This is a genomic window from Arthrobacter woluwensis (assembly GCF_030816155.1).
In the GTDB taxonomy this organism is placed as follows: domain Bacteria; phylum Actinomycetota; class Actinomycetes; order Actinomycetales; family Micrococcaceae; genus Arthrobacter_E; species Arthrobacter_E woluwensis_A.
This window is the reverse complement of the sequence record NZ_JAUSXR010000001.1, coordinates 38,066-53,404: the sequence shown is the minus strand read 5'-3', so window position 1 is coordinate 53,404 and position 15,339 is coordinate 38,066. Positions and strand designations below refer to the sequence as shown.

Sequence of the window (15,339 nt, the reverse complement as noted above, 5' to 3'; positions counted from 1 at the left end):
GATGACCTTTCCGCACGCCCGGTGACCCCGTGTGCGACGCTCGGTGACGCCGTGATTCCCCGTGTTTCCGCGCGTCTCGCACCGTGTCGAACGGCTTTGACCGGGCACCCCGGCGACCGTGAAAGTTGCTGCACCAGCTCTACTTTCGAAAGGTCATCATGAGCTCTGCAAGATCAACCGCTGCGGCCGCCGTCGTCCTCCTCGCCAGCGTTTCCGTGGGGCTCAGCGCCTGCTCAGACCCCGGCGCGAACGCCGCCGGGAACAAGGACGCGTCGCCGGCACCTTCCGCCACCGTCTCCGGCAAGGTCTTCAACCTCACGCCGCAGCAGGACCGCTTCCCCGTCACCGCCGATCCCGCGGCCGCCGCCCTCGTCCCGGACGCCGTGAAAGCGGATGGAAAGCTGACCGTCGCGGTCAGCCCCTTCGCGGCGCCGCTGGCCGTCTACGCCAACGACGACAAGACCCCCGTGGGCAACGAGGTGGACATCGCCTTCGCCGTCGCGGAGAAACTCGGCCTCAAAGCGGAGGTCGTCCCCACCACCTGGGAGAACTGGCCCCTCGGCGTCGCCTCGGGCAAGTACGAGGCCGTCATCTCCAACGTCACCGTGACCGAGGAGCGCAAGGAGAAGTTCGACTTCGCCAGCTACCGCAGCGACAAGCTCGGCTTCTACGCCAAGAGCAACAGCTCCATCAGCTCGATCGAGAAGCCGGCCGACGTGGCGGGCAAGAAGATCATCGTGGGCTCCGGCACCAACCAGGAGTCGATCCTGCTGGCGTGGGACGCCGAGAACAAGAAGAACGGCCTGGCCCCCGTCCAGTTCCAGTACTACGACGACGACTCGGCCTCCTCGCTGGCCCTCCAGTCCGGCCGCGCGGACCTCACCCTCGGTCCCAACGCGACCGCCGCTTACAAGGCGGCCAAGAACGGTCAGACGAAGCTCGTGGGGCTCCTCGACGGCGGCTGGCCGCTGAAGGCGAACATCGCGGTCGGCACCAAGAAGGGAAATGGCTTCGCCAAGGCCGCGCAGGCCGCCCTGAACGACCTCATCAAGGACGGCACCTACGGCAAGATCCTGGACCGCTGGGGCCTGAAGGAGGAGGGCATCCCCACCTCCGAACTGAACCCGCCGGGCCTGCCGAAGAAGTAGCCCCCACTGACGACGCGAGCCGCGAGAATACAGCTGACGCCCCTAAAACCGAGTTTTAGGGGCGTCAGCTGTTACTTCGCGGCCGTGAGGGAAGGCGCTGTCAGATCAGCGCGTCCGAGAGGTGGTTCGGCGTGCCGAAGCGGTGCGCGGTGATGGAGACGGCCTGTTCCTTGAGGAAGGTCAGCAGCTCCACACGGCCCGCGGCGACGACGTCGTTCGCGTAGATCGCGACGTCCGGCTTGCCGTCGGCGGCCTCGGCGGTCGGCAGCACCGGGGCGCCGATCAGACGGATGCGGACCGAGGACTCCGGACCGTTCTTCGCGGCGAGACGGCCGACGCGGGCGGCCCACGCGGCGTCGTCCTCCACGATGGCCGGCATGCCGGCAGCGCTCAGCGCCTGCACGACGGCGGCCGGCAGCTTCTCCGCGGTGCTCACCACGGTGCCCTCCGGAGTGCGTCCGCTCCAGGCGGTTGCAGCGGCCGCGGCGACGCGGAGCAGCTCCGCCAGACCCCGGCCCGAAGCGTCGGCCTCGAAGCGGATCGTGGCCGGAACGGCGTGGTAGCGGAACACGTTGCGCTCGGCGGTCAGGCCGGAGGCGTCACGAGCGGCGCCGAATTCGGAACCCCAGGCGACGGCGTCGGAGGCGAGGGCGCCTTCGAGCCACGCGAGGTCCTCGGCGCCGAGCTCTGCGGACCGGGCAGCCGCGAGGAGGCCACGGGCCGCGGCGGTCGGGGCGCCGGCGGCGGACACCTCGGCGTCCTTCCAGGAACCCAGGCCCACCAGGTAGTTGGGGCCGCCGGCCTTGGTACCCGCGCCGACTGCGGACTTCTTCCAGCCGCCGAACGGCTGACGGCGCACGATCGCACCGGTGATGCCGCGGTTCACGTACAGGTTGCCGGCCTGGATGTTCTGCAGCCAGTAGTCCAGCTCGGCCGGGTCCAGGGAGTGCAGGCCGGAGGTCAGACCGTAGTCGATCTCGTTGACGATCGCCACGGCTTCCTCCAGGGTGGCGGCGGTCATGACGCCGAGGATCGGGCCGAAGTATTCGGTCTTGTGGTACTCGCTGCCGCGCTTGACGCCGGTGCGGACGCCCGGGCTCCACAGCTTGCCGGACTCGTCCAGCTTCTGCGGCTTGAGGAGCCACTGCTCGCCCTCGCCGAGAGTGGTCAGGCCGCGCAGGAGCTTGCCCTGGGCCGGCTCGATGACCGGGCCCATCTGGGTCTGCGGGTCCACCGGGTAGCCGACCTTGAGGGAGCGCGCGGCGTCCTCGAGCTGCTGGTTGAAGCGGCGGGACGTGGCGACGGAGCCCACCAGGACCACCAGGGAGGCGGCGGAGCACTTCTGGCCTGCGTGGCCGAACGCGGACTGGACGACGTCCTTCGCGGCGAGGTCCAGGTCTGCGGACGGGGTGACGATGATGGCGTTCTTGCCACTCGTCTCGGCCAGCAGCGGCAGGTCCTTGCGGAAGCTGCGGAACAGCTCGGCGGTCTCGTAGCCGCCGGTCAGGATCAGGCGGTCCACGGCCGGGTGGGAGACCAGGCGGGTGCCGAGCTCACGGTCGGCCAGCTGGACGTACTGGAGCACGCTGCGGTCGATGCCGGCCTCGTCGAAGGCCTCCCAGAGGGCCTCGACCATGACCGCGCCGGAGCGGCGGGCCTGCTTGGCGGGCTTGATGACGACGGCGGAGCCGGCGGCCAGCGACGCGAGGGTGGAGCCGGCCGGGATGGCGACCGGGAAGTTCCACGGCGGGGTGACCACGGTCAGCTTGGAGGGCACGAAGGTGGCGCCGTCCACGTGGTCGAGGTCCTTGGCGAGCTCGGCGTAGTAGTGGGCGAAGTCGATGGCCTCGGAGACCTCGGGGTCGCCCTGGTCCAGGGTCTTCCCGCACTCGGCGGCCATGACCTCGAGCAGCTCGGCGCGGCGGGCCTCCAGGCGCACGCCGGCGCGGTGCAGGACCTCGGCACGCTGGGCGCCGGTGAGGGAGCCCCACTCGGCGCCGCGCGCGACGGCGGTGGCGATCACGGCGTCGAGCTCTTCCGCGGTGTTCAGCACGTGGGAGTCGGCGGTCGCCAGGCCGAGGGCGGTGCCGGGCACGCGGTCCAGGATGGCGCGGCCCCAGGTGCGGTTGGCCGGGAGGTCCGGATCCGTGTCCGGAGTGTTGTCGAAGCTGAGGGTCGGGCCGCCGAAGCCGGCCTCGCCGGTGCCGAGCGCGGCGCGGGAGAGCTCCTCCTCGGCCAGGGCCGCGGCGTCGAACGCGGTGCGGTCCTGCACACGGTTCGGGCCGGGGACGGTGTCCGTGAGTGCTTCCAGGGAGGCGAGGAAGCGGTTCTTCTCGCGCTCGAACAGGCCCTCGTTCTTGTCCAGCTCGAAGACGGCGGACATGAAGTTCTCCTGGCTCGCACCCTCTTCGAGGCGGCGGATCAGGTAGGCGATGGCGACGTCGAACTCGCCCGGGTGCACGACGGGGGTGTAGAGCAGCAGCGAGCCGACGGTGCGCTTCACGGCTTCGGCCTGGCCGGTCGCCATGCCGAGCAGCATCTCGAACTCGAGGCCCTGCTTCACACCGCGTGCCTCGGCGAGCAGGTGGGCGAGCGCCACGTCGAAGAGGTTGTGGCCGGCGACGCCGATGCGGACGTTGGCGATGTGCTCGGGGGTCAGCGCGTAGTCGAGGACGGCCTTGTAGGAGGTGTCCGAGTCCTGCTTGCTGCCCCAGGTGGCCAGAGGCCAGCCGTGCAAGTCGGCGTCGACCTGCTCCATGGGCAGGTTGGCGCCCTTCACGACGCGGACCTTGATGGGGGCGCCGCCCTGGGCGGTGCGGGCGGCCGACCACTCCTGGAGACGGATCATGGCGCTCAGGGCGTCCGGGAGGTACGCCTGAAGCACGATGCCGGCTTCCAGGTCCTTGAACTCGGGGCGGTCGAGGAGCTGGGTGAAGACCGCGATGGTCAGGTCCAGGTCCTTGTACTCCTCCATGTCCAGGTTGATGAACTTGCGGGGGCTGGAGGACGCGGCCAGGCGGTACAGCGGCGCGAGCTTCTCGATGATGTGCTCGACGGCCTCATCGAACGCCCAGTGGTTGTGCGGGGCGACCGTGGAGGAGACCTTGATGGAGACGTAGTCGACGTCGGGGCGCGCCAGGAGCTTCCGGGTGCCCTCGAGGCGTCGGGAGGCCTCGTTCTGGCCGAGGATCGCCTCGCCCAGGAGGTTGACGTTGAGGTGGATGCCGTCCTTCTTGATCTTCTGGATCGAGGCGCCGAGCTTGGCGTCCGTCGCGTCCACGATCAGGTGGCCGACCATCTCGCGCAGCACGCGGCGGGCCACGGGGATGACGACGCCGGGCAGAACCGGGGCGAGGGAGCCGCCCAGGGCGACGGCGGACTTCATGTACCAGGGGAGGAAGGCCGGAACCTTGGGGGCGAGGGCCTTGAGGTTGCGGGCGGCGACGCTCAGGTCCTCGGGGCGGACGACGCCGTCCACGAACCCGACGGTGAACGCCAGGCCGTTGGGATCCTTGAGGACGCCGGCCAGCTGAGCGGCGGAGGCGTCCACGGGGATCCGGGAGCCCTCCTCGAGCCAGCGGCGCACCAGGGCGATGGCCTCCGTGGCCAGGTCCTGTGGCCTCACGGACGGCAGTTCGACACGAGCAGGGGTGGTCATGGCGCTCCTTGCACTTCAGTGTTGTCCGCCGGTTCCGGGTTGCGTCACCGGGAGCGGAGAGAGGGGGTGATCGGCGTCCCGTGATTCGACTGTGAATCAGGCCGCCGGGTCGATCTGATCATCAGTATGCGCCTCAAGGAAAATTAGGAAAAGTGATGTTTTCTGTAGGATATGGATCAGCTTTAGTGAACTATCAGTGCGACCCTTCCGGAGGGCCGCCGGCACCCCCGAAATGAGGCCCTGATGCTGGAGATCCGCAGGCTCCGACTGCTCCGCGAACTGAGCATCCGCGGGACGCTCGCCGGGGTGGCCGACGCCCTCGCGTACAGCCCTTCCTCGGTGTCCCAGCAGCTCGCCCTCCTGGAGAAGGAAGTGGGCGTGGAACTCATGCGGAAGTCCGGCCGCGGGGTGCTGCTGACCCCGCAGGCTCAGCTTCTGGCCGAGCACACGGGCGAGCTGCTGGACGCCTTCGAACGGGCCGAGGCCGCCGTGGCCGCGAGCCAGGACGAGATCCGAGGAACCGTGCGGATGGCCGTCTTCCAGAGCGCGATGCTTGCCCTCCTCCCGGCGACGCTCCAGGCCGTGGCCGAACAGCATCCGGCGCTGCGGATCGAAATGGTCCAGTACGAACCGGAGACGGCCCTGCACGAGACCTGGGCGCATGGCTTCGATCTGGTGGTCGCGGAACAGTATCCGCACCATGCCGCACCCCATCTGCCCGGCCTGGACCGCAAGCCCCTCGTGGAGGACGCGATCCGGCTCGCGGTGCCGCCGGAGAACACCTTGCAGCAGCTCACGGACGCCGCGGACCTGCCGTGGGTCATGGAACCCCGGGGCGCCGCGACCCGGCACTGGGCGGAGCAGGCCTGCCGGCTCGCAGGGTTCGAACCCGACGTCCGGTACGAGACCGCCGACCTCCAGGCGCACATCAGCCTGGTGGAGTCCGGGCACGCGGTGGCGCTTCTCCCCGACCTGATCTGGGTGGGCCGGAGCAAATCCTCCGTGCGGCTGGTCGATCTGCCCAGCGCTCCCCTGCGCACCGTGTTCACGTCGGCCCGGCTCGCCAGCGTGGGCCACCCGGCCATCACCGCCGTGCGCGACGCCCTCGAGGAGACCGCCCGGAGGCTGGACCCCGCGAGGGCGTGAGGGCATCGGGCTAGGGGGTGACGGGCGGCTCCCGGGCGCACTTCAGGCGCGCTGCGTTGAGCGGCGAGGTTCAGCCGCGCGGCGGCAGCGGGTTCCGGAGCGCGGCGATGCTCGCGCCGAGGAACTCCTCGACCACGTCCAGGTCCTCCCGGTCGAACGAGCGCACGACGGCGGCGAGCGCGTCGGTCTGATGTTCGACGATCGAGCGCAGCAGCGATTGCGCCCGCTCCGTCGGGAAGAGCAGGTTGGCGCGGCGGTCCAGAGGCGCGGGTTCCCGCCGCAGATAGGCGGCCCGCTCGAGACGGGACACGAGGATGGTGGTGGACGCCGAAGACAGCCCGAGCTGCTTGCCGAGCACGGTCGCCGTGACACCCCACGCGTCGCTCTCGATGAGGAGGTACTCCAGGGCCGCGAGGTCGGTGGCGTTCACTCCGAGTTCGCGGCGCATGCTTTCGCGGGCCCGCTCGGCCGCCACGGTGAACTCGCGGAGGAGCTTGAGGGTGTCGCCCGGGTCGTTGCCGTCGCCGTCGTCATTCCAGTGCTTGTCGATCAGTTCGAGTGCCATCGAAAGATCAGCCTTTTCCACATCGAGGTGTTTGCGCGGTCCGCACCGGGGCGCGGCCAGAGGCCGCAGCCGCGGGCGGGGAGGCCGTCGGGGCCGGCACACTCACGATGGTGTGGGTCGATGCCGGCCCCGACGATGCGAGATCACTTGCCCTTGAAGGCGTCCTTGACGTCCTCGCCGGCCTGCTTGACGTCACCCTTCGCCTGCTGAAGCTTGCCTTCAGCCTCCAGCTTGTGGTTGTCCGTCGCCTCGCCGATGACTTCCTTGGCCTTGCCGACCGCCTGATCGGCAGCGTTCTTGGCCTTGTCGATGAAACTCATGATGCTCGCCCTTTCGTTCGGTGATGGATTCGCCCGGGGATTCCCACCCCGGTCAGAGTGAGACCAGAGACGCCGACTCGGGGAGCCGACGTAGCCTGGAGGCGGAGCCGCTCTCCACCGCGAACCGGACGTGGCGCTGGACGAAAGCGCCGCCCAGCACCTCCTCCAGGTCCGGGATGAGACGCTGCTCCACGAGGGCCATGGCCGCGACGGTGGTCGACGATCCGGCCACCGTGTACACGGCGTGGAGGACCCAGCCGTCGTCGTGCCGCTCGAGGCGGACCTCCGCATCCGCTAGCGCGGTGCTCGTCCTCGCCGCGTTCTCCGCGGCCCTCGCGAGCACGATCTGCCGACTCTCCATGCCATCTCCCGACTTCTCAGGTCCTGCCCTTCAGCAGACATTCCCCGGAAACCAGGAATCTCTGGCGTTCCAGCCGACCTGGGCCGACCGGAACTTATGAAGCTAGGCTAACGTATATCTCGCTCATCGAGCTAGTTGCAGATCGAACTTATTTTCGGGGGTCGGAGTCTCGCACTAGACCCCTTGAGTTTCGTGCCACGCCGAGTGCTGTTCCTGTTGGGAGGGCGGAACCTGCGCGCCGCAGATTTCACAGAACTGACGAGCCGGCCAGAGCCTGTCAGGGACGGTGTATCCAGGGCGTGGAGTGACCTTTGAGATTCCCAGGTATTGCAGAGTTGATTTCCAAATCGACATGACTGGCTCCTATCAATGCTTTTCCTTGTCCTCCAAGGGTGGTTGGTGCAGAAGAGATACCGGGCGCTCCTGGGCCGAGTTTTGCTGTTCCAAGTCAGGCGTCGACTCCGCAGACAGCGCAGGTGTAGGCCCAGCTAGAGCGGAGGAAATTCAGAGATCAACGATTTTTATCTGAAAGCTGATCGACTCACGTTCCCGCATCATCAGATCTATGCCTAGCCGAAGTCACGTCCCAAGTCGCACGTCGACTATGAAGGGGAGGTGCGCGAGCGGCAAGCAGATCAATGCACTGACTAGAAGAAAGTGGAGCGCTCTCGCGAAAACTGGAAGAGCCTCGACGGGGCGGGATCGCGCTCGCCCAGGATCCCCTCACTCCGCCGTCGGGCTCCCACTCCCCCGAAACGCCGTCGGCCGGCACCCGGAGAGGGTGCCGGCCGACGTGGAGCGAGGCGGCAGAACGCTCAGCCGCGCGCCCGCTGACCGTCGATCAGCTGGGGCACGTCCAGCGGGTTCTCGTCCCGCAGGGCTTCCGGCAGGAGGTGCTGCGGGAAGCCTTGGTAGGCCACGGGTCGCAGGAAGCGCTCGATCGCTGCGGTCCCCACGGACGTGCTCCCGGAGGCGGTCGTGGCCGGGTACGGGCCGCCGTGCTGCTGCGCGTAGGTCACGGACACCCCGGTGGACCAGCCGTTCCACAGGACCCGGCCGGCCTTGCGGGAGAGCACCTCCACGAGCTCCGCCACCTGGCAGGCGTCCGTGCCCTGGATGGTCGCGGTCAGTTGCCCTTCGAAACTCTCCGCGAGCGCCACCAGCTGCGCTTCGTCCGTGTACGTCACGACGACGGCGGTCGGCCCGAAGCACTCCGCCTGCAGCGCGTGCGGATCGGCCAGCATGTCCTCCGCCGTGGTCAGCAGCAGCGTGGGCGACGGCGGATCGGACAGGGGATCCGGCCCCTGCGCCAGGATGCTCAGCTTCGAGTGGCCCTCCAGTTCCTGGACCACCTCCGTGTAGCCCGCCTGGATCCGGTCGTTGAGGAGCGGTGCCGCGTCCGGCAGCACGGCGTCGCGGAGCCGGCCCACGAGCGTCGAATCCGCCGGGACGAACAGCGTCCCCGGCTTGGTGCAGAACTGGCCGCTGCCCATCGTGAACGATCCGATGAAGCCCTCGACGATGCCCTCGGCCCGTTCCGCCGCCGCGGCTTCCGTGACGAACACCGGATTGTTGCTGCCGAGCTCCCCGTAGAACGGGATGGGCGTGGGCCGGGATGAGGCGATGTCGAACAGGGCCCGGCCGCCCGGGATGGAGCCGGTGAAGGCACCCGCCGCGATCCGGGGATCCTTGAGGGCTGTGGCCCCGGCCTGCGTGCCGAACAGCAGCCCGAAGACGCCCTCCGGCGCCCCGGCGGAGGCCAGCGAAGCGGTCACGACGTTGGCCGTCAGCCGGGACAGCTCGGGATGACCGGAGTGGGCCTTGACGAGCACCGGACAGCCGGCCGCGAGCGCGGAGGCGGTGTCGCCACCGGCTACCGAGAACGCGAACGGGAAGTTGCTGGCCGAGAACACCAGGACCGGACCCAGCGCCTGCTTGACCCGGCGCAGATCGGGGCGGGGCGCGCCCATAGGCCACTCCGGGTCCGCATGGTCGATCCGGGCGTCCAGGTACCCGCCGTCGCGCAGTTCCTGAGCGAAGAGACGGAGCTGGAAGGTGGTCCGCTTCAGCTCGCCGGTCAGGCGGCCCTCGGCGAGACGCGTCTCGGCCTGGGCCACGGGGATCAGTTCCCCGGCTGCGGCGTCGAGCCCGTCGGCGACGGCCTCCAGCAGCACGGCCCGCTCGGCGGGCCGGATTGCGGCCAGGGGCGCGGCCGCAGCTTGGACACCGGCCAGCAGGCACTCGAGTTCAGCCTCGCTGGTGGCTTCGGTGGTCGTGATGGGGGCGTGGGAGGCGCTCATGGAAGGTCCTTTCAGGGTCGGAAGAAGGCGGGGGCTCAGTCGTCGAGCACGTCGAGGGAGGCGAGTTCGGAGATCGGCACGGGCACGGCCAGAGGCCGCTTCGCCGCTGAGGCGATCGACGCCTCGACTGCGGGTTCGCCGGGTCCGGCGCCGAGGCAGGACGCCGCGAAACCGCACACTCTCCCCTGGCACCAGCCCATGCCGACCCGGGCGAAGGATTTCAGGCTGCGGGAGTCCTCGGCGCCGAGGGCGTCCCGCGCCTCGGTGACCGCGGACACCGGCACCTCCTCGCAGCGGCACACCAAAGTCTCCGGGGTCAGCCAGTCCTGCCAGGCCGCGGGCACGGGATGTGCCTGGTGCATGGCCTGGGCGAAGCGGCGGTGCCGGTCGCGGCGGGCGGCGTCCTTCGCGGGCAGGACGACGGCGGCGGGGTCGGCGGCCGCAGTCCCCGCGGCCTGGCCTTCCAGCACGGCGAGCACGGCGCCGCCGACGCCGGTCACCTCACCCGCCAGGAACAGGCCCGGCACGGAGGACTCCTGCCGCTCGTCGACCACGGCCACGAGGGAACCGTCGGCGTCGACGCGGGTCTCGGCTCCCAGGGAGAGCGGCAGTTCCATCTGCGGCGTGAAGCCCCAGCCGAACCCGACCACGTCGACGTCCTCGTAGACGCCGCCGGTGCCGGGGAGCGCGCGGCCGTCGGCGTCGGCCTTCGCCCAGGCCACCGACCGCACCCGGTCCTCACCTTCGACCGCGGTGACGATGCTGCGGGTCTTGTACGGGATGCGGTGCCGGGTGAACACGCCCGCATACTCGGCACCTTCCAGGGCCTTGCCGGGCACTGACGCCGCAGCTTTCCACTGCGGGAGCCAATTCGACAGGGACGAGGACTCCAGCACCGCCAGCACCTCTCCCCCGGCCTCGGCGATGTTCGCGGCCACGGGCAGCAGGAATGGCCCGGTCCCCGCCACCACGAACCGACGTCCCGGAAGCGCGCCGTTGGCCTTGAGGAAGGCCTGGACACCGCCGGCCGCCATGACGCCGGGGAGGTCCCAGCCGGGCACGGGAAGCTGCCGGTCGTACCCGCCCGGGCACAGCACGAGGCGCGGGGCATGCACGGTGGGGCCTGCGCCCTCGCCGCCCACGACGGTGCGCGTGGTGCGGAGGGTGAAGTCGGCGCCGTCGTTCTGTGCCGCCATCCAGACCTGCAGCCCGGGAAGGTGCTGCACCCGTCCGGCCGCGATGCCCGCGCGGAAGCGGCGGCGCAGATCCAGGAACACGTCCCAGTCGTGGTGGCCGCGCCCGTCGGGATCCGCGTCGCCCACTTCGGGGCGATGGCGCCAGAACTGTCCGCCCGGCTGGTTCGCGGCGTCGACGACGGCGACCACGGCACCCGCCTCCGCTGCCGCGACGGCGGCGGCCAGGCCGGCCGGGCCCGCGCCTACGACGGCGACGTCCACTCGCAGCTCGCTCATCGGGTCTCCTCCGCGCTGTCTAGGGCGCCGGCGCTGTCCAGGGAGTCAGCGCTGTCCGAGGCGTCGTCCGCGAGACTCCCGCGCACGTCCATGCCGTCGCACAGGTCCACGAGGCACGCCCGCTGATTGCTCACGCCGTCCACGGTCACGAGGCAGTCGAAGCAGACGCCGATACCGCAGAACAGGCCGCGCGGCCGGCCTTCCTTCCGGGTCCCGCGCCAGGCGGTGACGCCGTTCGTGACGAGGGCCGCGCCGACGGTCTGGCCGGGAGCGGCGGTGAGGTCCCGGCCGTCGAAGGTGAAGCGGACGGCGTCGTCCAGAGCGCTCATCGGGTGGCCTCCAGCGGGGTCGGGGCGACGGCGCCGAATCGCGCCGGAGCGAAGGGGGTGAGGTCGAGGTCGGGCGTGCGCCCGCTGAGCGCCTGCGACAGGAGCTTTCCCGTGCCGACGGAAAGCCCGATCCCGGCGCCCTCGTGACCGGCGGCGTGCCAGAGTCCCGGGGCGCGGTCATCGTGGCCGATCACGGGGAGGTGGTCCGGGCAGTAGGGGCGGAAGCCGTGATAGTGCCGGATGGCCCGGACGCCGGCGAGGAACGGGAAGAGGCCCGTGGCGTTCTGCGCGAGCCGCCGCAGCGCCGCCGTGCTGACGGACCGGTCGAAGCCGACGCGTTCGCGGGTGGAGCCGATCAGGATGGTGCCGCCGGGCGTCCCCTCGACCACCGGGGACGCCTGCAGGCCGGCGTCGGAGCTGCCGACGTTGTCGATGTACTCGGCCGCGTACACCTTGTGATGGACCATGGGCGGGAGCGGCTCGGTGACCATGACGAAGCCGCGGCGCGGCATGACGGGGACGTTGACGCCCGCGAGCGCGCCGATCTCCCCGGCCCAGGTCCCCGTGCAGTTGACCACGTTCCCGGCGGGGAAGTCGCCCCGTGTGGTCCGGACTCCGGTGACGCGGTCGCCGTCGCGCATCATGCCGGTGACGGTGGCGCCTGCGTGGAACACGGCGCCCGCCTCGGTGGCCAGCCGCACGAGGTGCGCGGCCACCAGCATGGGCTGGACCTGCGAATCCTCCGGGTAATACGCGCCGCCGAGCGCGTCGGGGGTGATGTGCGGTTCGGCGCGGCGCAGGGCGGCCGGGTCCAGCTCTTCGACCACGACGCCGAAGCCGCGCTGCACTGCCATCACCCGGTGCAGAGACTCCAGGCTGCTGGGCCGCGAAGCGACGATGATCCCGCCTTTCGCCTCGAACTCCCAGAGATGGCGGTGTTCGGCGAGCTCGCCCTTCCAGACGGAGAGCGAGTAGCGGGTCAGTTCGAGTTCCGGGCCGAGTTCCTTGTCCGAGACGAGGATGTTCCCCTCGCAGGCCGACGACGTCCCGCTGGCGGGAAGGCCCTGGTCCACGATCGTCACGGACAGTCCGGCCTTCGCCGCGAAGTAGGCGGTGGCGGCGCCGATCACTCCCGCGCCGATCACCAGGACATCGCAGGCCCTGCTCATGGGTACTCCTTGGGGTTAGGGTGCCGGTGGCCGGCTGGTGTCGTGCGGGTCGGCCTCGTGCGGACCGGAATCTTGCTGGCCGGATTCCTGATGTCCCGTGGCCCAGAGACCGCGGGTGTGCCCGAGGTGGCGGCGCATGAGTGCTTCCGCCCCCGCGGCGTCGCCGGCGTGGATGAGGTCCAGGAGTTCGTCGTGCTCCTTGGCGGAGCTGGACAGCTGGTGGTTGTCGCTGAGGGTCCTCAGCCCGTACATCCGGGTCCGCATGCGGAGCCGGGTGGCGAGGTCCTCCAGCTGGCTGTTGCCGTAGAAGCTGAGTAGCTCGCTGTGGAAGGTGCGGTCGTTGACGAGGTACGCCGTCAGATCGCCCTCCTCCGCCGCGGTGACGATGGCGGCGGCCAGCGTCCGCAGGCGGGGGAACGCGCTCTCCGGGATCCGGCCGGGGAGCTTCCCGACCGTCGGCGCCTCGATCATGAGGCGGATCTCGGTGATCTCGTCCAGCTCCTCCTCGCTCACCCCGAGGACGCGGAAACCCTTGTTCTTCACGGTCTCCACGAGACCCTCGCGGGCGAGGTCCATCATGGCCTCCCGGACGGGGGTGGCGGACACCCCGAACACGGCGCCCAGCGCGGGCGCGGAGTACAGGGTCCCCTCCTCCAGGCTGCCGGCGATGATGGCCGCGCGCAGGGACTCCGTCACGCTCTCCCGCAGGTTCGGCTTGGGGGCGATCGGGGCGAGGGGAAGATCAGACACGGGGTTCACGGCTGTCACTCCTGGGGTGCTCATGGGATGGTCCCCCCTTCATACACCATCGCGGCCGTGACGAGGTCCTCCCAGGCCATGCCCACGCCCGCGTAAAGACAGGGTTTTCCGGGGGTCCGCGCGATCCCGTCGACCACCAGGTCCCGCAGATTCGCCGGTCGGATCCGCTGCCACTCCCTCGGCGCTGCGCGCCGGGATCAGATCGCCGGCCTCCCGCAGCGCCGAGGCGCGCCCCTCGACCACCACGTCGCTGCGGCGCACCAGTGCGGCGTCGACCTCGCGGGCATCCAGGCCATGCTGCCCGACGGCGGCCACCACGGCGTCCGGCGCGACGGCGGCGCCGTCGAAGAGCGGCGTCGTGGACGTGGTCGCACAGAGGATCACGTCCGCCGTGCCGACATCCGCGGCCGTCCGGGCCTCGACGTCGACACCCTCTGCGGCGAGAGTCTCCACGAGCGCGCGGACACGGTCCTCGCTGCGGCCGACGACGCCGAGCCGCGCTCCCGGGAGAAGCGCGTGAGCGGCGCGGAGGTGATTGAGCGCCTGGACGCCTGCGCCGAACACCAGGACGCTCGGGTCCTTCGGGGCTCCGCCCGGCGTGGCCGCGAGGATCCGCGTGACCGCCAGCAGGGTGACCGCCGGGGTCCGGATGGCCGTCAGCTCGGTGCCGTCCAGGAGCGCCACGGGCGCCAGGGTGTCCGAGCTGTAGAGCACGTACACCCCCTGGATCTTCTCGAGGCCTCGCGCGGGGTTGCCGGGGGCCACGGTCAGGGCCTTGACGCCGCTGTACCGGGCGCCGGAGGCCGGCATCAGGAGGAACTCGCCGCCCGGGGCCGGGCTGAAGACGCGGGGGCCGTCCTGTTCGGGGTCCACGTCGTGGCGGAGCGCCGCGGCCAGGGCGTCCACGGCGGCACGCCAGGGGGCGCGGGCCCGGACCTGTGCGGCGTCGAAGTACGGCAGACTCATAGGAGGAACCCCTCCTGGAACGGATCGCTCGGGTCGAGGAAGTACTGCGCGGTCCCCGTGATCCAGGCGCGGCCCGTCACGGTGGGGACCACGGCCGGGCGGCCGCCCACCTCGGTCTCGGCCACGAGACGTCCGATGAACTGCGAGCCGATGTAGGACTCGTTGACGAAGTCCGTGTTCAGAGCGAGTTCGCCGCGAGCGTGCAGCTGCGCCATCCGGGCGCTGGTGCCGGTGCCGCACGGCGAGCGGTCGAACCAGCCCGGGTGGATGGCCATGGCGTGGCGGGAGTGCTCCGCGGTGGATCCCGGCGCCTGAAGGTACACGTGGTGACAGGCGCGGATGTCCGGACGTTCCGGGTGCACCGGCTCGTCCGAGGCGTTGATGGCGTCCATGATCGCGAGACCCGCCTTCAGCAGATCGTCCTTGCGCTCCCGTTTGAAGGGCAGCCCGAGGTCCTCCAGCTTCACGATCGCGTAGAAGTTCCCGCCGAACGCCAGGTCGTACGGCACGGCGCCGTAGCCCGGGACGTCGACGGTGGCGTCGAGCCGGTCCACGAAGGACGGCACATTGCGGAGCGTCACCGACTCGGCGTGCCCGTCCTTCACGGCCACCTCCGCGATGACCAGTCCGGCTGGGGTGTCCAGCCGCACCGTCGTCACCGGCTCGACCACCTCGACCATGCCCGTCTCCACGAGCACGGTCGCGACGCCGATCGTTCCGTGTCCGCACATGGGCAGCAGCCCCGACACCTCGATGTAGAGGACGCCGAAGTCCGCGTCGGGACGGGTGGAGGGCTGCAGGATCGCGCCGCTCATCGAGGCATGACCCCGGGGTTCGTACATGAGGAGCGTGCGGATCCAGTCGCTGTTCTCCATGAACCAGAGGCGCTTGTCCGCCATCGTGGTGCCCGGGATGGTCCCGACGCCGCCCGTGATCACCCGGGTGGGCATGCCCTCGGTGTGTGAGTCGACGGCATGAAAGACGCGCTTGGTCCGCATCGCTGCTCCTAGGGTCGGTGGGTGGATTTCGTCGAGGTTTCAGGCGTCCGGGAAGTCGCGCATCGCAGCCGCACCCGCCCTGAAGGTCGTCCCACGACCGAAGGGCGGCGCAGGCTGTGTCTAAGCGACGTCGGACGCCTGAAACCTC

General features: G+C 70.3%; 13 protein-coding genes. 2 read left to right on the top strand and 11 right to left on the bottom strand.

The genetic code is table 11. The features are described 5' to 3' along the window. The first annotated feature begins 158 nt into the window (after window positions 1–158). Entirely contained in the window at window positions 159–1,148 is a 990-nt protein-coding gene (locus QFZ52_RS00235; RefSeq protein WP_307495623.1) for an ABC transporter substrate-binding protein, read from the top strand. Between the two features lie 100 nt (window positions 1,149–1,248). Here the strand turns inward: QFZ52_RS00235 and QFZ52_RS00230 are convergent, their stop codons facing one another. Continuing rightward, window positions 1,249–4,806, bottom strand: coding sequence for a bifunctional proline dehydrogenase/L-glutamate gamma-semialdehyde dehydrogenase (locus QFZ52_RS00230; RefSeq protein WP_307495622.1), 3,558 nt, complete (start codon window positions 4,804–4,806; stop codon window positions 1,249–1,251). A gap of 243 nt (window positions 4,807–5,049) precedes the next feature. On the opposite strand from QFZ52_RS00230, the gene QFZ52_RS00225 reads away from it, so the two are divergent. Beyond that, the gene (locus QFZ52_RS00225; RefSeq protein WP_307495620.1) at window positions 5,050–5,952 is read left to right on the top strand and encodes a LysR family transcriptional regulator; all 903 of its coding nucleotides are present in this window, start codon (window positions 5,050–5,052) and stop codon (window positions 5,950–5,952) included. 70 nt (window positions 5,953–6,022) lie between these two features. On the opposite strand, the gene QFZ52_RS00220 is transcribed toward QFZ52_RS00225, so the two are convergent. The 10 genes from QFZ52_RS00220 to QFZ52_RS00175 form a co-directional block, all read right to left on the bottom strand. Further along, window positions 6,023–6,517, bottom strand: a complete 495-nt coding sequence (locus QFZ52_RS00220; RefSeq protein ID WP_307495619.1) for a MarR family winged helix-turn-helix transcriptional regulator — start codon at window positions 6,515–6,517, stop codon at window positions 6,023–6,025. Window positions 6,518–6,660: 143 nt separating this feature from the next. Beyond that, window positions 6,661–6,837: a CsbD family protein gene (locus QFZ52_RS00215; RefSeq protein ID WP_066216585.1), complete on the bottom strand. Its 177-nt coding sequence runs from the start codon at window positions 6,835–6,837 to the stop codon at window positions 6,661–6,663. A gap of 52 nt (window positions 6,838–6,889) precedes the next feature. After that, window positions 6,890–7,198, bottom strand: coding sequence for a hypothetical protein (locus QFZ52_RS00210; protein WP_307495618.1), 309 nt, complete (start codon window positions 7,196–7,198; stop codon window positions 6,890–6,892). Window positions 7,199–8,013: 815 nt separating this feature from the next. After that, on the bottom strand, window positions 8,014–9,498 hold the full coding sequence (locus QFZ52_RS00205; RefSeq protein ID WP_307495617.1) for an aldehyde dehydrogenase (NADP(+)): 1,485 nt from the start codon (window positions 9,496–9,498) through the stop codon (window positions 8,014–8,016). Between the two features lie 35 nt (window positions 9,499–9,533). Next, a complete protein-coding gene (locus QFZ52_RS00200) occupies window positions 9,534–10,970 on the bottom strand; it encodes an FAD-dependent oxidoreductase (RefSeq protein WP_307495616.1) in 1,437 nt (478 codons plus the stop codon). After that, a complete protein-coding gene (locus QFZ52_RS00195) occupies window positions 10,967–11,299 on the bottom strand; it encodes a (2Fe-2S)-binding protein (protein ID WP_307495615.1) in 333 nt (110 codons plus the stop codon). Before QFZ52_RS00195 ends, QFZ52_RS00200 begins: the two co-directional genes overlap by 4 nt. Continuing rightward, complete coding sequence (locus QFZ52_RS00190) at window positions 11,296–12,468, bottom strand: NAD(P)/FAD-dependent oxidoreductase (RefSeq protein ID WP_307495614.1); 1,173 nt, start codon at window positions 12,466–12,468, stop codon at window positions 11,296–11,298. Before QFZ52_RS00190 ends, QFZ52_RS00195 begins: the two co-directional genes overlap by 4 nt. A 15-nt stretch (window positions 12,469–12,483) precedes the next feature. Beyond that, the gene (locus tag QFZ52_RS00185; protein ID WP_307495613.1) at window positions 12,484–13,251 is read right to left on the bottom strand and encodes a GntR family transcriptional regulator; all 768 of its coding nucleotides are present in this window, start codon (window positions 13,249–13,251) and stop codon (window positions 12,484–12,486) included. A 15-nt stretch (window positions 13,252–13,266) separates the two neighbouring features. Continuing rightward, window positions 13,267–14,193: an ornithine cyclodeaminase family protein gene (locus tag QFZ52_RS00180; RefSeq protein WP_307495611.1), complete on the bottom strand. Its 927-nt coding sequence runs from the start codon at window positions 14,191–14,193 to the stop codon at window positions 13,267–13,269. Continuing rightward, window positions 14,190–15,191, bottom strand: coding sequence for a proline racemase family protein (locus tag QFZ52_RS00175; protein WP_307495610.1), 1,002 nt, complete (start codon window positions 15,189–15,191; stop codon window positions 14,190–14,192). Before QFZ52_RS00175 ends, QFZ52_RS00180 begins: the two co-directional genes overlap by 4 nt. Window positions 15,192–15,339 lie beyond the last annotated feature (148 nt).

Coding starts and splice junctions, on each gene's coding strand:
- QFZ52_RS00215 (WP_066216585.1), bottom strand. CDS start 6,837: ATGAGTTTCATCGACAAGGCCAAGAACGCTGCCGATCAGGCGGTCGGC.
- QFZ52_RS00210 (WP_307495618.1), bottom strand. CDS start 7,198: ATGGAGAGTCGGCAGATCGTGCTCGCGAGGGCCGCGGAGAACGCGGCG.
- QFZ52_RS00185 (WP_307495613.1), bottom strand. CDS start 13,251: ATGAGCACCCCAGGAGTGACAGCCGTGAACCCCGTGTCTGATCTTCCC.
- QFZ52_RS00190 (WP_307495614.1), bottom strand. CDS start 12,468: ATGAGCAGGGCCTGCGATGTCCTGGTGATCGGCGCGGGAGTGATCGGC.
- QFZ52_RS00225 (WP_307495620.1), top strand. CDS start 5,050: ATGCTGGAGATCCGCAGGCTCCGACTGCTCCGCGAACTGAGCATCCGC.
- QFZ52_RS00180 (WP_307495611.1), bottom strand. CDS start 14,193: ATGAGTCTGCCGTACTTCGACGCCGCACAGGTCCGGGCCCGCGCCCCC.
- QFZ52_RS00195 (WP_307495615.1), bottom strand. CDS start 11,299: ATGAGCGCTCTGGACGACGCCGTCCGCTTCACCTTCGACGGCCGGGAC.
- QFZ52_RS00205 (WP_307495617.1), bottom strand. CDS start 9,498: ATGAGCGCCTCCCACGCCCCCATCACGACCACCGAAGCCACCAGCGAG.
- QFZ52_RS00200 (WP_307495616.1), bottom strand. CDS start 10,970: ATGAGCGAGCTGCGAGTGGACGTCGCCGTCGTAGGCGCGGGCCCGGCC.
- QFZ52_RS00175 (WP_307495610.1), bottom strand. CDS start 15,191: ATGCGGACCAAGCGCGTCTTTCATGCCGTCGACTCACACACCGAGGGC.
- QFZ52_RS00220 (WP_307495619.1), bottom strand. CDS start 6,517: ATGGCACTCGAACTGATCGACAAGCACTGGAATGACGACGGCGACGGC.
- QFZ52_RS00235 (WP_307495623.1), top strand. CDS start 159: ATGAGCTCTGCAAGATCAACCGCTGCGGCCGCCGTCGTCCTCCTCGCC.
- QFZ52_RS00230 (WP_307495622.1), bottom strand. CDS start 4,806: ATGACCACCCCTGCTCGTGTCGAACTGCCGTCCGTGAGGCCACAGGAC.